The sequence below is a fragment of the Bradyrhizobium sp. genome, assembly GCF_050014615.1.
In the GTDB taxonomy this organism is placed as follows: domain Bacteria; phylum Pseudomonadota; class Alphaproteobacteria; order Rhizobiales; family Xanthobacteraceae; genus Bradyrhizobium.
The window spans coordinates 1-17936 of the sequence record NZ_JBEKCZ010000105.1 but is presented as its reverse complement, the minus strand read 5'-3'; the positions used below and the strand labels follow the sequence as shown (position 1 = coordinate 17936).

Genomic DNA, 17936 nt, shown 5'->3' with positions numbered 1-17936 from the left:
TCCCGGCGAACGCCGGGACGACAGGGCGTCACGACCTCTGCAAGATCAAGCTCAGCTCCAGCTCGCGGAAGCTGAAATAATTCTTTCGGATCCACTGATGCAGTTCGGTGGATGAATCCTTCTCGTTGCGCAAATATTCGGTGAACGAGAAGTTCAGCCGGTCGATATAGGTCTTCAGGAACACCGGCAAAGCGGCGATACGGACAACCCTGCCATCGGCCATCGCCGGGGGCAGCTCGCCGCGTACCACATGTTCGTTGTCGATGGTGACGAGCGCGGTTGGCGGAATCTGCTCTTGCAGCATCGGATAGCCGCGCGCCGAAGCCCGGTCGGTATCGGCGACGAACAGCACGATCGGCGAGACGCCGCGCCGCGCGGCCTCCTTCATGAACCCGATTTCGTCGGACATCTTGAAGAATTCGTCAAAGGCGTGAAAGCCGAGATCGATCACCTTGGCGATCCCGTCATTGACGATCAGGCGGTCCATCAGTGCCATCTTCCCGAAGGTATTGTCGACCTCGGCGGTCTCGGTGATCTTCGGAAGGTAGTCGAGCAGCGACGGTTCCTTCAGGTTGATATCGAAGGCCGCGACGGTGCCGTTTTTCAGCAGCAGGAATTCGCTCAACAGCCGCGCCAGCAGCGTCTTGCCGACCAGCGGGCGGGGCGAGCAGATGATGTAGACGGGTGTCGGAGGCATCAAGGCTATATCAGGCGAATTGTGCGCCTAATCCAGCCCAATCATATCAACCGCGGCATTATTTTTCGCCGCCGCGCATGCCGGATTTGCTGGAGCCGACCAGGTCGGTCAGCTTGATGCGGTCGAACTCGCTCCAGACATTGGCCAGCCAGTGGCGGACATAGCCGCGCAGCACGAACGAATAGTTCGCGGCCTCGTCGCTGGTGCCCTTGTTGGCCACGAATTTGAGGAACGGCACCGAGGCGACTTCGACCTGTTCGTAGGCCATTTCATTGAGCTTGGGGATGGTGAGCTCGGTGGCGTCCTTGATGCGGTGGAAATAGGAATTGTAGGTCGCCTGATCCCACTCGAAGAAGCTGGTGTTGTTGATGAAGTTCTTCACCAGGAAATATTTCGCGCCCTGCATGAAATTCGCGGTCTCCGCGATCTCGTCCAGCGAGGCGATCGAGGGGCCGAGAATGTGGAACACGGCAAAGGTGATCTGCCCGGTCTTGGCGGCATCGAGAAAGCCGATGTCGCGCAACGAGGCCAGTGCCGGCGACAGCAGGCCGGCGCGGACGTCGATCACGGTGACCGAGGGGCTGACCGCGTTCAGCGTGTCGAAGATCTTCATCTGGTCCGACGTCGTCGTCATGTCGACGATTTCGGTGATATCGGGGTGAAAGCGCTTCAGCGTGCCGCGCGGGGATTCGGTATCGAAGGCGCGGGTGGGTACGTTATTGGCGCTGAAATAGTCCAGCAGGGTTCGCGAAACCGTGGTCTTGCCGACCCCGCCCTTATCAGCGCCCACCACAATCACTACCGGCTTCGCCATGAACTTCCCTTGCGCGCGATATTATGCCCTGACCGCCGCTTCTATACACGATGCGATCAGAATGTCCCTGTGCCTGCTTTAGGCGGGAACATGGCAGAAACAAGGGAGAATTCAATTCATTAGACGGCGGTTAGGGTTAATCGTGCCGATGTCGTTAACGCCGTGGCGGGGTTGCGGCGGCGCGCATAGCGGTTTGCGGCGCTAGTGTCGGCCCCAAGGACCGGCAGGGGGACCGGCGGGATTGACCCAGGGTCCCTGGGCGGCACCTGGCGGCGCGCCGGCGGGATCGGTGGCGTTACCCCAAGGACCTGACTGCGGACCTGGTTGAGGACCTGACTGACCCGAGGGCAATGGCGGCGGGGTTTGACCGTTGGCCGGCGGCAGCCGCGACAGATCGTCCGGCAGGTCCGAAGGATCGGACGGCAGCGCCAGCCGCCCGGGATCGTGCCCGCCGGCGAATTTCACCAGCGCCTGGACCCGCGAATCGACCGAAGGGTGGGTCGCGAACAGGTCGGAAAAACCCTCGCGCGGGTTGTCGAGGCACAATTCCATCACCGCCGAGGTGGCGCCGGGAAGCTCGCCGCGGTTCTCGATCTTGCGCAGCGCCGAGATCATGGCGTCGGGGTTCTTGGTCAGTTCGACCGATCCGGCGTCGGCAAGCAATTCGCGCGACCGCGACAGCGCCAGCCGCACCAGTTGCGACAGCAGCCAGGCCAGCGCGATCAGCGCGACCGCGATGATGATGACCAGGATGGCCCCGCCGCCGGAGCTTTTCCTGTCGTTGCCTGACGATGAAGAAGATGACGACGATGAACGGGAGGACGACCACAAGCCGCCGCCATAGTAGCCGAAATTGGTGAAACTGCGGAAGAACAGCTCGGCGGCGAAGCCGACCACGCCGGCGATGATCACCGCGATCACCATCATCTGCACGTCGCCGTTGCGGATGTGGGTGAGTTCGTGGCCGAGTACCGCCTCGATCTCCTGGTCGTTGAGCGCCTTCAACAGCCCGGTGGTGACGGTGACGGCATATTGCCGCTGGTTGAGCCCGGTCGCGTAGGCGTTCAACGCGTCGCTGTCGATGATTTTCAGCTTCGGCATCGGAATGCCGCGCGAGATGCAGAGATTTTCCAGCAGGTTATAAAGCCGCGGCTGCTGTTGCCGCGTCACGTCCTCGCCGCCGGTCACGGCATCGACGATCGATTGATGGAAGAAATACGCGATCACGATCCACAGTGCGGCACCTCCCGTGGCATAAGGAAAAGCCTTGATCAGGTCGCGCGCCGCCGCCGCCAGATAATAGTCGACCGGCGCGCCGCTATAGATCACCACTTCGGCGATCAGCGCGCCGGCATAGACCATGACGTAGATCAGGACGAACAGCCCGGCGAGCAGCAGCATCGAACGAAATTTGTTCGATGCGATGTGCGTGTAAAGACCATAGGCGGCCATGATGCGCTTCCGCTAACCACTGTCATTCCGGGGCGTCGCGAAGCGGCGAACCCGGAATCTCGATCTGGAGATTCTCCGATGTGCAATTGCACATCGTAGTTCACGCCGCTGGCGTGCCCCGGAATGACTGGCGCAAATGTGGATCACTCTCAGAACTTCACCGTCGGCACCGCCTCGACTTCGGTCCTGCTGGCGCCGAGATCGAAGAAATCCTTGCGGGTAAAGCCGAACATGCCGGCGAACAGGGCGGCCGGCATCTGCTGGATACCGGTGTTGTATTCCTGGACCGCGTTGTTGAAGAAGCGGCGGCTGGCCGCGATCTTGTTCTCGAGGTCGGACAATTCATTCGCCAGCTGCTGGAAGTTGGCGTTGGCCTTGAGGTCGGGATAGGCCTCGGACAAGGCGATCAGCTTGCCGAGTGCGCCGCTGAGCTGGTTTTCGGCGGCGGCGACCTGTCCCGGTCCCTGCGCCGACATCGCGGCGCTGCGGGCCTTGACCACGTCGTCGAGCGTGCCGCGCTCATGCGCGGCGTAGCCCTTGACGGTTTCCAGGAGGTTCGGGATCAGATCGTGGCGCTGCTTGAGCTGGACGTCGATGTCGGCAAAAGCCTGGCCCACGCGCTGACCGAGCGCGACCAGGCGGTTATAGGCGCCGACCGCGAACAGAATGAGAATAACAATGACGCCGAGAACGATCCAGCCGGACATGGCAAACAACTCCTGATGAGACAACGAATGCGGGCAGGGTAGACTAAAAAGCAGACGCGCGGCAGCCCGCCGCGAGATGGGTACCCCCTTGGTCGGGCGCAAGGCGGGTTTAGTTCAAGGGGACAAGTTAAAGGGAAAGGTTTGCCCGCGGGGACGGCCGCGTCCCTTAAGGCGTGAACTGATAAACCTTGCAGCCTTGTCCGCTTTGGGGGGCAAAGCGGAAAACATCTGCTCGGGCGGGTACTCCCGGTTTTGACCCACAACGGCCTCGTGCCGGTTCATTCAAAGTTGAACATTTTATTACGTAGAAGGTAGATAAACTCGATGTATACAACCAAGCGTTAGCCTTATCGCGGTTCGCTGGGATATAAAGATTGGTGGACGGGATCATCTTTTCTAATGGCATTCCCATCACTCGACCTAACGGATTTGCCGCCCTCGCCAAGGTTGAGGCGAGCGATACGCGTGAGCTTGTTGCTTTGCGCACCGGTAGCGATGATTTCGCTTGTCACAGCTGGAGCCATCGAAACGGTCGCCTTGAAGCAGCCCCAAGTTACTGACCCTCCTTACGTCCACGCTCACAAAATTAAAGGCCGTGTTCGGTTCTTCACGGAACGGCAGGAAGAGATCTATGCGGTGGCGAAACCGCTGCAGTTCCCCTCTTTTGTCGTTGGTTTCGTATTAATGGTGGCGTTCGTCCGCATTGAAGAGAATTTCAAGAAGCAGAAGCAGCAAGACTTTCTGGATCGGGCCGTGAGATGAAATGCGTTCTGTGCACGATATGTGAGACTGCGCGCGCGACCTTCAACAAGAAAATGGACGCTTGGCTCCACGCGCAGAGCAACAATATTGAAATCATGGAGCGAGAGACGGACCCGGCGGCGATACATCAAGCTTACGAGCAGACTGATCCGGCGGAATCATTCAGGCAATATCTTGCGCTCGCCGAAAAGGGGTCGGTTTGGTGTATGGCTACGGCCGGGCAAATGTATCACACAGGAACCGGCACTACACAGGATTGGGCGCAGGCTGAAAAATGGCTGGTTCGCGCATATCAAGCCGGATCGGATTACGGCCTGATCTGTCTCGGGTGTCTTTACGAACGGTCGGAACGCTCCGAGAAGGCGCAAGAAGTGTATAGGGCCGGGGTCGCGCGCGGCTTTGTGCCTGCGATGGTCTATCTGGCGGCGAGCTACCGGAAATCTGCAGACTGGGCGCAAAGGCGTCACGAGACGCTGAAGCTGCTTGAGCATGGTCAGGCTGCTGGTGATCTTTTCGCGCGGCATTGGCTCACAACGGCCATGGTCCGCGGTTGGTTCGGGCTACGGTGTATTCCCGAAGGCATCCGGCGTTTGCCCGGTGTTGCTCACGATATGGCCGCTCTTGTCGAGGACGAGACTTCAACATTACAGGGTGACAGCAAGACGCGGTCGGGCTTCATCCGCCGTCTCGCAGCACAGCTCTGGCTGATGGGCGCCACTCGACACCTAGCGTCATAACAGCGGACCCGGTCCCGTCGGCGATCTCATTGGTGAGACAACAAACACGGGTCAACCGAACAGGTTGGTTGACTTCCGGTTATGGCAGATTTTGTTGTAAAAGTCGGTTGAGAGAGGCCACGAAGCGTGATTCCGTTGTGTTGACGCGAATCGCGGCGAGGTCGATCCATGATGGGCCGTCTGAAGAGTGACCAAGGTCAACCGTTCTACGAGTTTCGCTTCGATAACTCTTACATTCCCGTGTATGCTTCCTTCCAGCTTCTTTTCCCGACGAGAAACCGCGCGAACAAGCCAACAAAGCGGCCTCTTTCGCGCGGGCGAGAATCGATCTAGGTTCTCAACCCTGAGCAGCGAACCGGCGATCTGCTTCGGTGCATCGAGGCCAGGGTAAATACGGCTCTGTTCATGGATTTGTTTGCAGCACGTCGCCGCGCCTGACAGTGACGATCTGCCAAGTATCTGCTGCCAAATGTCTGCGGCCAAATACCGGACTGCGGCCTTCGATGTAAGTCAGCGAGCCGGATGATGAAGTTCTTGTCGAATGACGCGGCTGCGAAGATCCCCGCGCTCATATTTTCGGGCTCCTTTGTTCTCCTCGCTGCCACCATGAGCCGTAAGATCAACGTATATGACGAAGGTCAAATCCTTGTCAGTGCCATGCGTGTGGCTCAAGGCGAGGTTTTACATCGGGACTTTTATGAAATTTACGGCCCCGCGCAGTTCTATATTTTAGCCGGCCTTTTCAAAGTGTTCGGCGCTTCGATCCTGGTGGATCGCGTGTGGGACACGATCGTCCGCGCGATGATCGTTACGACGGCTTTCCTGATCGTGCAGCGCGGGGGGGCGCGGCGTGAAGGCTTGTTCGCCGCCGGGCTCGTTCTGATCTGGTTGTCTTTCCTCGGATATTACGCATATACGGTATTTCCTGCTCTGCTTTTCGCGTTGCTCGGTGCGCTGTGCCTGCTGCCGGTCTTCGAGGATCGCCGATCGCCGCCGCTGCTCTTCAGCAGCGGGCTCTGTATCGGCGTCACCGTTCTGTTTCGCTATGATGTCGGGTTTTATACCTTTGCAGCAGTGACGCTGGTCACCGCCGGCTATGTGCTTTCGCGGCCGCTCCCACTTGGCGTGCGCGTAGCCGGTTTGCTTCGTGTGCTGCTGCCGATTTACCTTGGACTGGGGATCGTCTGTATCCCGGTGGCGGCAGCATATGTATCCAACGGCATACTCCAGGACTTCCTGTTTGAAGTTATCTATTTCCCGGCACAAGCCTACAGACGCATGAGGGCGATGCCGTTTCCCGACCTCGAAACGTTGCGCGCAGTGCCGACGCAGATCGGGGTATATCTGCCGTTCTTCGTCTGGTTGGCCGCGCTTTCCACCGTCCTGTTTTCTCGGCGATCCCCAGGGAGTCCCGAAGCCAACGCCGCCCGCCATTGGATCATGCTCCTGCTTGGCTTGTTATCGGCGCTATTCTATCTAAAGGGGCTTGTTCGCCCCGCCCTGATCCAATTGGCTCTGTCGATCGTGCCGGCGCTGATGCTCTCGGCTATGTTGCTTCAGGCAAAACGCAGGTCGCCGGATCGCCTGCCGGCCATAGCCGCCGCCTGGGCTGGGCTGTTCATCGTCCTCTTGCCAACCTTCGTCGCGACCGCACAAGACGGGTATGCGATGGTTCAAAATGCCATCTGGATTACGCAACGCAGCACGTGGAGCGCCGCTACCGCGGACACGCCGGCAGACATCGCCTCGTGCCGGCCGGTGCCGGGTCTGCAACGCGTGGCCTGTTTCGAAATCGATCAGGCGCGCGCGGATGCCATTCGGTATGTTGAAGCTCATACCCGGCCGAACGATGTGATATTCGTTGGATTGAGCCGTCATGATCGCATCCTGGGAAACGATCTGCTTTTTTATTTCGTCGGCGGGTGGATACCGGCCACAAAGTGGCATCACTTTGATTCCGGCCTGCAGTCAAACAAGGAAATCCAGACTGCGATGATTGGCGATTTACAAGCCGCCAAGCCGCCTTACGTCGTGCTCGAGTCCGAGTGGGAAGACTTCAATGAACCGAACGAAAGTGCGGTGAGCAGCGGCGTCACGCTGCTCGACGATTTCCTTCGTTCAAATTTTCAGCCGGTGCAGGTGTTCGGCAAGTTAAGGGTTCTTCGGGCAATGGGGCGATAAGGAAGCCGCGCAGGCGGCATCCCTGTCCGCCATTCGCAGGAACCCTAATGTCTGCCTCCTGGCCGGCAGCACAGACCGGACATCGAAAGTCTACCGCTCAATGTCCGCTTGCTCGACCGCGTCGCCCCAGCGCCAGCGCCGGGCGCGGGCGTAATCCGGTTTGGTGCGGCTGGGTATCCTGGCCAAAGCGAGACCCTCCGCTGTGCAGAGTTTCGCTGATACTTCGACCTTGCTGACGGCAGGCTGCGCCAGCACGCGGGCGGGATGCTGCGTCACGGGGGCGCGTGTCAGCGCGACATAGCTGAACTTCTCATCTTCAAAAGGAAGCTCCGCACCCTTGATGTGTTTATGCGCGCGCAAGCGGGGCAGGCGCTGGGTGAAGTGACACCAGTCGGGAGGCGTCAGCGGACATTTTCCGTCGTGCGGGCAGGGCGCCGCGACATGCGCACCTGACGCGATCAACTGTGTACGCAACGCGATGATCCGCGCGTAGCCCGCGGGCGTGCCGGGTTCGACGATCAGGAGCGTATCGCGGGTTTTGGCCCAGATCAGCTCGGCGAGCGCGCTGCGTTCCGCGTCGCTGAGTTCGGCGATCACGTAGCTCGCGATCACCAGGTCGGCCGGCTCGGCCGCCGCCAGCAGGGCGCGGGCTTCACCGCGTTGATAGATCAACTCGCGCAGCCGCGTGCTGTCGCGGCCAAGATCCAGCGCCAGCGCGCGCAAAGCGGCGTTGGCATCCAGCAGCGTGAACTCTTTCAGCGACGCAAAGGCCTCGGCCGCGGCCCAGCTCGCTGTGCCCGGTCCGGCGCCGATATCGAGCAGGCTGGTGGGTGCGAAATGCGGCGTGATTTCGCGCAGCGCGTTCAGGCTTGCGGTCACCGCGGCATAGGTCGCGGGCATTCGCGCCAGCGCGTAGGCCAGCGCGTCGGTCTCGGTTTTGATCGCGCCGGAATTGCCGCCGTCGCGGTAGGTTTTTGAGATCAGCGAAGCGCGTTCGGCCGCGTCGTTGCGCGAGAGGCCGTGCAGTTTCGCGTCGAGCGCGGCTTTGAGTTCGGCGGGAAGGTCGGGAGCGGTCATCTTTTCTTCACCCTCCCCTGGAGGGGGAGGGTCGCCTGCGTGAGCAGGCGGGGTGGGGTGAGCTCTCAACCTGGCACCATGCGAAACGTGAGACTATCACCCCACCCCGCCGCTCCTTGCAGTCGCGTCGACCCTCCCCCTTCAGGGGAGGGTAAGAGAAGGTCACGCCACGTGCTGATCGAGAATCTTGACCGCGTCTTCGAGATCGACCGAGACCAGTTGCGACACGCCGCGTTCGGCCATGGTGACGCCGAACAGCCGGTTCATCCGCGCCATCGTGATCGGATTGTGCGTGATGATGATGAAGCGGGTTTCGGTGGTGGACGTCATCTCGTGCAGCAGGTTGCAGAACCGCTCCACGTTGTGATCGTCGAGCGGCGCGTCGACTTCGTCCAGCACGCAGATCGGCGACGGGTTGGTGAGGAACACCGCGAAGATCAGCGCCAAAGCGGTCAGCGCCTGCTCGCCGCCTGATAACAGCGACAGCGTCTGCGGCTTCTTGCCGGGCGGCTTGGCGATGATTTCAAGGCCGGCCTCCAGCGGATCGTCGCTCTCGATCAGGTGCAGCGCGGCCTCGCCGCCGCCGAACAGTTCGACGAACAGCCGCTTGAAATGGCCGTTGACGATTTCGAACGAGGTCAACAGCCGCTCGCGCGCCTCGCGGTTGAGGCTCTGGATACCCTGGCGCAATCGCTTGATGGCTTCCACCAGATCGTCGCGTTCGGTGGTCAATGAGGTGTGCTGGGTTTCGACCTCGCGCAGTTCCTCTTCGGCGCGCAAATTGACCGCGCCCAGCCGTTCGCGGTCGCGCCGCAGCTTTTCGAGATTTTCCTCGATCTCGGCCAGCGGCGGCAGCTCCGCGCCCGGCTCGATCTCGGCGAGACCGGCCACGCCCTGCGGCTCGACTTCGAGCATGTCATGGATTTCGCGTTCAATATCGATCAAACGGCGCCTGGCGCCGTCCATCCGCTCTTCGGCGCGGGCGCAGGCCTCGCGTGCGCCCGAGAGCGCCTCGAGCGAGATCTTGGCGGCGCGATCGGTCTCCGCCATCATGTTCTCGGCGGTGGCCAGCGCGTCGGCGGCGACCCGGCGGGCGGTCTCGGCGGATTCGATTTCACTGATCAGCGCGCGGCGCTTTTGTGCGAACAGCGCCGGCGCATTGTCGAGTTCGGCGCGCTCGGCTTTGACTTCGGTGACGCGGGCTTCGATGGTCGATATCTGGGACGCCGCGCTCTGCCGGCGCTGCTGCCATTCGTTGCGCTCGGCGGTGATCGCCTGCAGTCTTCGATCCGCCAGTTCGGCCTCGCGCGCCAGCGCCTGGGCTTCGGCCCGCACCTGGGCGGCCAGCCGGCGATGGCCGTCGATATCGCTGCGAACCGCCGCGAGCCTGGTTTCGGTCTCAAGGCCCGGCGGCAATTCGGCCAGTGCCGCGGTCGCGCTCTCATGCGCGCCTTCGGCTTCGCTGCGGTCGGCGGCCAGGCGGCTATGGGCTTCGGTCAGCGCCGATTTGCGCGCGGCGTGACGATTGATCTCGCGTTCGGTGCTGGCATGACGTTCGCGCGCGGCATCGGCCTCGCGCTGGGCGGCCCGCCACGCGTCGCGGGCGGAGGTTTCCGCGGCGGACGCCGCTTTCAGTTCGGCTTCGGCGGCTTCCAGCGCCTGACGCCGGGCGGTGGCCTCGAAGCGGGCCTGCTCCAGTTCGGTTTCGATATCGACCAGCCGCGCGCGCTCGGCCAGACGCCTTGCCGCTCCGGTTGGCGCGTGCGCGGCCGCGACGAAGCCGTCCCAGCGCCAGACGTCGCCTTCCAGCGACACCAGCCGCTGGCCGGTCTTGAGCTGCGACACCAGCGTCGCGCCACGATCGCGGGCGACGACGCCGATCTGCGCGAGCCGCCGCGCCAGTTCTGGGGGCGCTTCGACGCGCGACGCGAGGGCTTCGACGCCTTCGGGCAGAGCAGGATCGCCCTCGGTCACGCCGATATTGGTCCAGCGCATCGGGGCCGAGGGATCGACCGGGGCATCGAGATCGTCGCCCAGCGCGGCGCCGATCGCCTTCTCATATCCCTTGGACACGGTGACGCCGTCGATGATCGGCGGCCACAGATTCTTGGTCTCGCCATTGACGAGTTTGGAGATCGTGCGCGCTTCGGTCTCCAGCCGTTGCACGCGCTTGTCGGCCTCGTTCAGCGGCGCGCGGGCGGCCTCCAGCCGGGAGCGGGCGGCGACATGGCCGGCTTCGCACGCCTGCGAGGCGGCTTCGGATTGCGCCAGAGACTGCTGCGCGGTTTCCATGACACCGGCCAGCGTGGCGAGGTCGCCGTGACCGCTGGTTTCCTGCGCCAGCTTCTGCTCCTCGCTCTGGACATTGGCGATGTCCTGGTCGAGCCGCGCCAGCCGGTCGCGGTGGCCGCGCACGCTGCCCTCGAGCTGGTTGCGCTTGGCGGTGAGGTCGGCGAGCACCGTGGTCAGTTCGGAGAACAGCCGCTCCGCCGCCGCCAGCGTGGTTTCAGCCTCGGACACGCGCTCATCGACGCCGCTGCGTTTATCGACGCGCGACTTGATCTCTTCCTTCAATTCCGCGTCTTCGGTATCGAGCCGCTGCAGCGCGACTTCGGCGTCGGCGCTCTGTTGTTGTTCGCGGGCGACGTCGGCCGAAAATTGCGTCAGCCGGCGATCGAGCTCCGCGACGCGCTCCTTGGCGCGCTCTTCCTCGCGGTCGAGCGTTTCGCGCGCATTGGTGAGGCGTTGAAGTCCGGCTGCGGCGCGGGCTTCCGCCTCGCGCAAGGCCGGCAGTTCGGAGGCGCGGATCGCCTGGATCCGGGCGGCCTCGGCCTGTTCGCGGGTGCGCTCCGCCATCTCGCGAACGCTGAGGTCATGGACCTGGGCGGCATCTGCGACATCGGCATTGGCGCCGAGCCAGCGCAAATGGAACAGCATCGCCTCGGCCTTGCGCACTTTGGCGGCGACTTCGCGGTAGCGGATCGCCTGCCGCGCCTGCTTCTTCAGGCCGTCGATCTGTCCGGCCAATTGGCCGATCACGTCCTCGACCCGGGTGAGATTGGTTTCGGCGGCCTTGAGGCGCAACTCGGCCTCGTGACGGCGGGCGTGAAGCCCGGCGACGCCGGCGGCGTCCTCCAGCACCCGGCGGCGCTGCTCGGGTTTGGCCTGAATGATCTCGCCGATCTTGCCCTGGTGCACCAGGGCCGGTGAGCGCGCGCCGGTGGCGGCGTCGGCGAACAGGATCTGCACATCCCGGGCTCGAACGTCGCGGCCGTTGATGCGATAGACCGAACCCGCCTCGCGCTCGATGCGGCGCGAGATTTCCAGCATCTCGCGGTCGTTCACCGCCGCCGGCGCGGAGCGATCGGAATTGTCGATCGTCATCACCACTTCGGCGTGGTTGCGCGAGGGACGGTTGCCGGAACCGGCAAAGATCACCGCGTCCATGTCGGCAGCGCGCAGCGATTTGTGTGAGGTTTCGCCCATCGCCCAGCGCAGCGCCTCGACCAGATTGGATTTGCCGCAGCCGTTCGGCCCGACCACGCCGGTGAGACCGGGTTCGATCACGAAGTCAGTGGGTTCAACGAACGATTTGAAACCGTGAAGACGAAGGCGCGTGAGTTTCATGGACACGATGCTCTGTTGGCAGGACACGAATCTCCCTGCCGGGACAATACCATAGAAGGCAATGTCGGTGTGTGGGCGAGTCGCTCTTTGCGGCTCTCATGGGAGCGACAATGGCGAGGCCGGGGCCGGAGGGCAACCGGCGCCCGGGGCTTTTCCCAAGGCTTTTGTTTCGAGGCTTTTATAGAGGGTTTTGTTGAGGTTATCCCCAACTGTTGTGGCAGCGAACACTGCAGAACCACAATCACCGGCGTCCCCGGAAAATAAGTGTCCAATAGATGACCAAATCGCCGCGTGTCCGTGAAGTGCGGCCGGTCAGCTCTTGAGCAGCGACTTGATCCGCTTGTCGAATTCCTCGAACGAGGTCTCGCCCTTGATCATCTCGCCATTGATGAAGAAGGTCGGCGTCGAGTTGACCTTCAGCACCTCGTTGGCGAACTTCTGGTCGGCGACGATCTTGTCGAGCAGGGCCTGGTCCTTGAGGCAATCATCGACGGCCTGCTGGGTGAGGCCGGCCTGCTTGCCGATCCGGGTCAGGGTTTCGGTGGTGTTCTTCATCACCCAGTCGCTCTGCTGCTTGAACAGCAGGTCGGTGACCGCGAAGTATTTTCCGGAATCGTCCTTGGCGATGCAGCGCGACAGCATCGAGCCCGCCGCGGCCTTGATATCGAGAGGGAATTCGCGGAACACGTAACGAATCTTGCCGGTGTCGATATAGGCCGACTTGATCTTCGGGAATACGTCCGCGTTGAAGGCCGCACAATGCGGGCAGGTCATCGAGGCGAATTCGGTGATCGTCACCGGCGCATTGGCGGGGCCGAGCGCCATGTCCGGCAGCGATACCGGCTTGGCGACATCGGCGGCGCCCTGCGCCATCGCCTCAGTGATCAGACGCAGCGGCGAGAACCCGGCGAGCAGGCTGAGCCCGGTCAACGACAAAGCGGCGGTGAAGGCGCGGCGGGTGATGATCAAGGTCTGCTCCCGGATTGGCGCGTTCACGCCGAAAAAGAACCCCAAGGGTACGGTTCAAGGGTACGGTTCGAAGGCTGTTGGCTAGCTTGAAACCACAATTGTGGCAATGGCAGGCCACGAGCGCTGGACCTGATGGCCGGCTCAATTTCGCTTGATCAAGGCGCCGAGCCGCGCCAGCGCGGCCCGCAGATCCTCGTCCTCGACGGCGGACAGGGATTTTGCGACTTCCGCCACCGCCGCGGCGTCCGGCGCAAGGGAGGCTTTCGGCGCCTTCCGGCGCGCCAGCGGCGCCTGGCGCAGCGCCAGGCGTCCGACCGCGTTCCACCCGAAAAAGCGGTTGACGCGTTGCAGGATGACGTCGGATCCGTGCTGGATTTCCAGCGCCATCGGGCCGTCGACCCGCAGCACCAGCGTGGCCGGTTCCTGATTCTGCCCCTCCACCGGCCGCGGCCACTGGATCTTCAGGGGTTCGGCATGGGCGGCGATTTCGGGGCCGGCGATTTCCGCCCAGCGCGTCACCAGCTCGCGCGCCGCAAATCCCTGCCGGGCATAGGCATCGGAAAAGACGTCGCTGAGCAGGACGGAAAGCGGTTTGGCGCTGATCGGGCCGGGTTTGGACATGGGTGGCTTTGTGTTTCTTTGTGCTTCAGTCATTCCGGGGCGCGCGTGACACGCGCGAACCCGGAATCCAGAAGTTATCCTCGCGAGATTCCGGGTCTGGACCTTCGGTCCATCCCGGAATGACGTTATATGACGGCATGAGTCTATCAGGCGCGGCCAGCAAGCGAAAGAAAGCCTCTTCCTTCGAGCACGAAGAAGCTAGTGCCGCCCGTCCCGCGCTGCTGCTCGACTGGTACGACCGCCATCGCCGGAGGCTGCCGTGGCGGCCGCTGGCCGGCGAACGCGCCGATCCCTATTGCGTCTGGCTGTCGGAAATCATGCTGCAGCAGACCGGCGTCAAGACGGTCGGACCCTATTTCGAAAAATTCCTGGCGCGCTGGCCGGACGTCGGCGCGCTCGGCCGCGCCTCACTCGATGACGTGCTGCGGATGTGGGCCGGGCTCGGTTACTATTCGCGCGCGCGCAACCTTCATGCCTGCGCGGTGGCGGTGTTGCGCGATCATGGCGGGGTGTTTCCGGACACCGAGGAGGGCCTGCGCACGCTGCCGGGGATCGGGCCCTACACCGCGGCCGCCATCGCCGCGATCGCCTTCGGCCGCCGCACCATGCCGGTCGACGGCAATATCGAGCGCGTGGTGTCGCGGCTGTTCGCGGTCGAGGAAGCGCTGCCGCAGGCCAAGCCGCTGATCCAGCAATTGGCGGCGACGTTGCTCGGCCCGGACGAAGAGTCACGCGCTGGCGACAGTGCTCAAGCCTTGATGGATCTGGGGTCCTCGATCTGCACCCCGAAGAAGCCGGCCTGCGCGCTCTGCCCGCTGAATGACGGCTGCGCAGCACGCATCCGCGGCGATCAGGAAGCCTTTCCGCGCAAGGCGCCGAAGAAACCGGGCGAGCTGCGCCGTGGTGCTGCGTTCGTGGTGACGCGTGGCGGCGAGCTCTTGGTCCGCACCCGTCCGGAAAAAGGTCTGCTCGGCGGCATGACCGAGGTGCCCACTTCAAGCTGGCTCGCCGCGCAGGACGACAAGGCCGCCTTGGCGCAGGCGCCTGACCTGAAGGGTATCGCGCGCTGGCACCGCAAGACCGGCATCGTCAGCCACGTGTTCACGCATTTTCCGCTGCAGCTTGTGGTCTATACCGCAAAAGTAGCCACGCGCACGGGCGCGCCGCGGGGAATGCGCTGGGTGCCGATTGCGACACTCGCAGATGAAGCGCTGCCGAATGTCATGCGCAAGGTGATCGCGCACGGGCTTGGTGAATAGCGGGCTCGGCGAATAAGAGTGCTACCCCGTGCTCGTGCGCTGGCCCGGTGCAGGCATCGCCACGATCGGCGGCCGGGCGTTGAGGCCTTCGACCTGAAAGCCGGCGACGCGCTTGTAGTTGGCGGCGATGTCGTGCAGTTCCTTGACCGACAGCACGTCGGTGACGACCTTGTAACCGTCGGGCGCGCGCTCCTCGACCATTTGCATCACCTGCTCCGGGCCGTTGCGCCGGTTGAGCATCACGAGGTCGGACGTCGCGGGCCGGCGCTCGGCCTCATAGGCCAAGAGCGCCGCGCTGGTCGGACCATGCGCGAGAATCTCGCGGGTCAGAACCCGGGCGTCGAGGATCGCCTGTGACGCGCCATTGGAGCCGATCGGGTACATCGGATGGGCGGCGTCGCCCATCAGGGTGGTCCGCCCGAACGTCCATTGCGCAATCGGATCGCGATCGACCAGCGGATATTCATAGGCGTGCGGGCAATTGCGGATCAGGCCGGGCACGTCAAGCCAGTCGAAGCGCCAATCCCTGAACCATGGCAGGAATTCCTCGAGGTTGGCGGCGCGGTTGTAATCCTCGCGGCGCCACTGATAGGTTGGCGGCATATGCCGCTCGGCGACCCAATTGATCAGGAATTTGCCGTTGGCGTCGGCCTGCTTTGAAATCGGGTAGCAGACGAATTTCAGGATCTCGTGGCCGGCCATGATCATGGTGCGGCCCGACAGAAACGCATCCGACGCGGTGATGCCGCGCCACAGGATGCGCCCGTTCCAGAGCGGCGGCCCTTCCTGCGGATAGAGTTTTTCGCGGATCGCGGAGTGAATGCCATCGGCTGCGATCAAGAGCGCACCGTCATGGTGGCCCACGGATTGGCCGGTCGCTCTGTCGATGAAATCAGCGCGGATGCCGTCCGAGGTCTCGGTCCAGTCGTTGAGATGATGGCTGGTGAGAATATTTTCGCGGCCCAGCCGTTCGGTCACGGCATCGAGCAGGATCTGCTGCAGCGTGCCGCGGTGGATCGAGAACTGCGGCCATTTATACCCGGCCTCGATCCCGCGCGGTTCGCACCAGATCGGCTTGCCGTGTTTGGAAAAATACGCCAGTTCGCTGGTGCGCACGCCGGCGGCATCGAGCCGGTCGAGCAGGCCGAGTTCGATCAACTCGCGCACCGCATGCGGCAGCACGTTGATGCCGACGCCGAGCGGCTTCAGCTTCGCGACGCTTTCGAAGATTTTGGCGGGCACGCCAATCTGGTGCAGGCTGAGTGCCAGCGTCAGCCCGCCGATGCCGCCGCCCGCGATAAGGACAGTCATATCACGCTCCTGTTACGGATGGCGTCATGACACGACAGGCGGCAAGGGGGCAACTGCGAAGGGCCCAAAACGCTTAACCCGGGCGCCGCTTCGATCGATCGAGCCCATGCCCGGTTTCCAGCATCAGCTTTCGCAACCAGATTGAGCCGGGGTCGAACTGGGCCCGGGTCGGAGTGAACATGAATTGTTCGTCGATGCCGGGGTCGAGCGGTGGCGTGACCGTCTTCAGCGACAGGGGTTGCGCCAGGGCAGCAATCAGCCGGCTGGGGACGAAGGCGACCAGATCGGTGCGCGCCACGATATGCAGCGCCTCGATATAACCGGGCACCACCAGCGCAATGCGCCGCTCGATGTCTTTGCTGCGCAGCCAGTCGTCGATCAGGTCGATGTTCTGGCCGCGGATGATGACCGCGACATGCCGCGCTTGCAGAAACACCTCGCGCCGCGCAAGCCTCGTCCCTGCGGGATGACCGCGCCGCACCGCGAGCGCATCGCGATCGGTATAGAGCAACTGGCGGTGAAATCCCCTGAAGGCGTTGCCGATCGAGATCACGAGGTCGATCGTGCGCGCGAACTCCGCAGTGAAGATCGCGGAGCTGCGCCAGGGCACGATGTCGAGCCGGATGTTGGGCGCCAGCCGCGTCACTTTTTCCATCAGCGGCGGCACCAGAAGCTCTACCGCCAAATCAGGCATCATCAGGCGAAAGCGCCGTTCGCTGCTGGCGGCTTCGAAATCGTCGGGAATGAAAAGCCCGCGCACCTGATCGAGCACCTGCGCCAGCGGTCCGCGCAGCGCTTGGGCGCGGGGCGTCAGTTCCATCCTGGCGCCGACCCGAACCAGCAGCGGATCGCCGAGGCTGTCGCGCAGCCGCGCCAGCGCATGGCTCGCGGCCGGCTGCGACAGCCCGACCCGCATCGCGGCGCGGCTGACATTGGCTTCCAGCAACAGCGCATCCAGCGCCACCAGCAAATTGAGATCGAGCCCGGCCAAATTCATTAGGTGAATATATATCATATAGACTATCGATTGGAAGAATGATGCGCGGCGGGCGATGATGGCTGTATCGAAGCAGGAGAAGCCGCCATGAGCGCCGAAGCCAACAGGAAATTAATGGAAGAGATCTTTGCCGCCGCGGCAAACCCCGATCCCGCGATCCGCGACCGCGCGCTGTTCATCGCCAGCCTGGCCGACGACGTGAAATGGGTAGTGACCGGGCAATATTCGTGGTCGCGCACCTTCACCGGCAAGGACTCGATTCTGAACGACCTGCACGGTCACGTCCGTTCGCTGCTGGTCGACCGGGCACGGACCATCGCGCATCGTTTCATCGCCGACGGCGACCATGTCGTGGTCGAGGCGAAAGGCAATAACCTCACCAAAACCGGGGTCCGTTACGACAATGATTATTGTCTGGTGTTCCGGCTGGCGAACGGCAAGATCGAGGAGGTCAGGGAATATTGCGACTCGGTATTGACCGAAAAAGCGCTGGGGTGGTTTCCAGAATCGCTGGGGCGTGCCGCGGGTTGAGGCATGCTGGCCCATGAAACAAAAACGGCGCCCGCGATGGGCGCCGTTCCGTCGTCGTGGCTTGAGCCCGATTACGCCGCCTTGGTCTTGAGATGGCCGAACATGATGTGTTTGGCTTCTTCGTCCATGTCGGTCTTGAAGGCGAACTTGTCCTTCAGCGCGATCGCGCGCGCCGCGGCCGGCCGTGCCGAGAC

General features: G+C 62.9%; 15 protein-coding genes. 5 read left to right on the top strand and 10 right to left on the bottom strand.

Features of this window, described 5'->3' with window-relative positions:
• Positions 1-28: 28 nt before the first annotated feature.
• The 4 genes from ABR948_RS17615 to ABR948_RS17600 form a co-directional block, all read right to left on the bottom strand.
• A complete protein-coding gene (locus tag ABR948_RS17615; RefSeq protein WP_428120148.1) occupies positions 29-697 on the bottom strand; it encodes a hypothetical protein in 669 nt (222 codons plus the stop codon).
• 58 nt (positions 698-755) lie between these two features.
• Entirely contained in the window at positions 756-1511 is a 756-nt protein-coding gene (locus tag ABR948_RS17610) for a P-loop NTPase family protein (RefSeq protein ID WP_428120146.1), read from the bottom strand.
• Between the two features lie 201 nt (positions 1512-1712).
• Complete coding sequence (locus ABR948_RS17605) at positions 1713-2963, bottom strand: M48 family metallopeptidase (RefSeq protein ID WP_428120144.1); 1251 nt, start codon at positions 2961-2963, stop codon at positions 1713-1715.
• A gap of 149 nt (positions 2964-3112) precedes the next feature.
• On the bottom strand, positions 3113-3670 hold the full coding sequence (locus ABR948_RS17600; protein ID WP_428120142.1) for a LemA family protein: 558 nt from the start codon (positions 3668-3670) through the stop codon (positions 3113-3115).
• A gap of 465 nt (positions 3671-4135) precedes the next feature.
• On the opposite strand from ABR948_RS17600, the gene ABR948_RS17595 reads away from it, so the two are divergent.
• The 3 genes from ABR948_RS17595 (at position 4136) to ABR948_RS17585 (ending at position 7350) form a co-directional block, all read left to right on the top strand.
• The gene (locus tag ABR948_RS17595; RefSeq protein WP_428120140.1) at positions 4136-4432 is read left to right on the top strand and encodes a hypothetical protein; all 297 of its coding nucleotides are present in this window, start codon (positions 4136-4138) and stop codon (positions 4430-4432) included.
• Complete coding sequence (locus tag ABR948_RS17590) at positions 4429-5169, top strand: tetratricopeptide repeat protein (RefSeq protein ID WP_428120138.1); 741 nt, start codon at positions 4429-4431, stop codon at positions 5167-5169. The genes ABR948_RS17595 and ABR948_RS17590 overlap by 4 nt, the downstream gene beginning before the upstream one ends.
• Positions 5170-5694: 525 nt before the next feature.
• Positions 5695-7350 carry a hypothetical protein gene (locus ABR948_RS17585; protein WP_428120136.1) on the top strand — a complete coding sequence of 552 codons (1656 nt, stop codon included), beginning with the start codon at positions 5695-5697 and terminating at the stop codon, positions 7348-7350.
• A 90-nt stretch (positions 7351-7440) separates the two neighbouring features.
• On the opposite strand, the gene ABR948_RS17580 is transcribed toward ABR948_RS17585, so the two are convergent.
• The 4 genes from ABR948_RS17580 to ABR948_RS17565 all read right to left on the bottom strand — a co-directional run bounded on the left by ABR948_RS17580 (position 7441) and on the right by ABR948_RS17565 (position 13644).
• Positions 7441-8427 (bottom strand): small ribosomal subunit Rsm22 family protein, encoded by a 987-nt coding sequence (locus tag ABR948_RS17580; RefSeq protein WP_428120134.1) that lies wholly within the window; start codon positions 8425-8427, stop codon positions 7441-7443.
• 162 nt (positions 8428-8589) lie between these two features.
• Positions 8590-12054, bottom strand: coding sequence for a chromosome segregation protein SMC (smc, locus tag ABR948_RS17575; protein WP_428120132.1), 3465 nt, complete (start codon positions 12052-12054; stop codon positions 8590-8592).
• A 312-nt stretch (positions 12055-12366) separates the two neighbouring features.
• Entirely contained in the window at positions 12367-13023 is a 657-nt protein-coding gene (locus tag ABR948_RS17570) for a DsbA family protein (RefSeq protein WP_428120130.1), read from the bottom strand.
• 141 nt (positions 13024-13164) lie between these two features.
• Positions 13165-13644: a DUF721 domain-containing protein gene (locus tag ABR948_RS17565; RefSeq protein WP_428120128.1), complete on the bottom strand. Its 480-nt coding sequence runs from the start codon at positions 13642-13644 to the stop codon at positions 13165-13167.
• Positions 13645-13781: 137 nt separating this feature from the next.
• Between ABR948_RS17565 and mutY the strand changes: the two genes are divergently transcribed.
• A complete protein-coding gene (gene mutY, locus ABR948_RS17560; protein WP_428120152.1) occupies positions 13782-14903 on the top strand; it encodes an A/G-specific adenine glycosylase in 1122 nt (373 codons plus the stop codon).
• 21 nt (positions 14904-14924) lie between these two features.
• Here the strand turns inward: mutY and ABR948_RS17555 are convergent, their stop codons facing one another.
• Together ABR948_RS17555 and ABR948_RS17550 are read right to left on the bottom strand one after the other, a co-directional pair.
• Positions 14925-16214: a flavin-dependent oxidoreductase gene (locus ABR948_RS17555; RefSeq protein ID WP_428120126.1), complete on the bottom strand. Its 1290-nt coding sequence runs from the start codon at positions 16212-16214 to the stop codon at positions 14925-14927.
• Between the two features lie 73 nt (positions 16215-16287).
• Positions 16288-17211 carry a LysR family transcriptional regulator gene (locus ABR948_RS17550; RefSeq protein WP_428120150.1) on the bottom strand — a complete coding sequence of 308 codons (924 nt, stop codon included), beginning with the start codon at positions 17209-17211 and terminating at the stop codon, positions 16288-16290.
• An 87-nt stretch (positions 17212-17298) separates the two neighbouring features.
• Between ABR948_RS17550 and ABR948_RS17545 the strand changes: the two genes are divergently transcribed.
• Positions 17299-17742 (top strand): nuclear transport factor 2 family protein, encoded by a 444-nt coding sequence (locus tag ABR948_RS17545; protein WP_428120124.1) that lies wholly within the window; start codon positions 17299-17301, stop codon positions 17740-17742.
• The last annotated feature ends 194 nt before the right edge of the window (positions 17743-17936 follow it).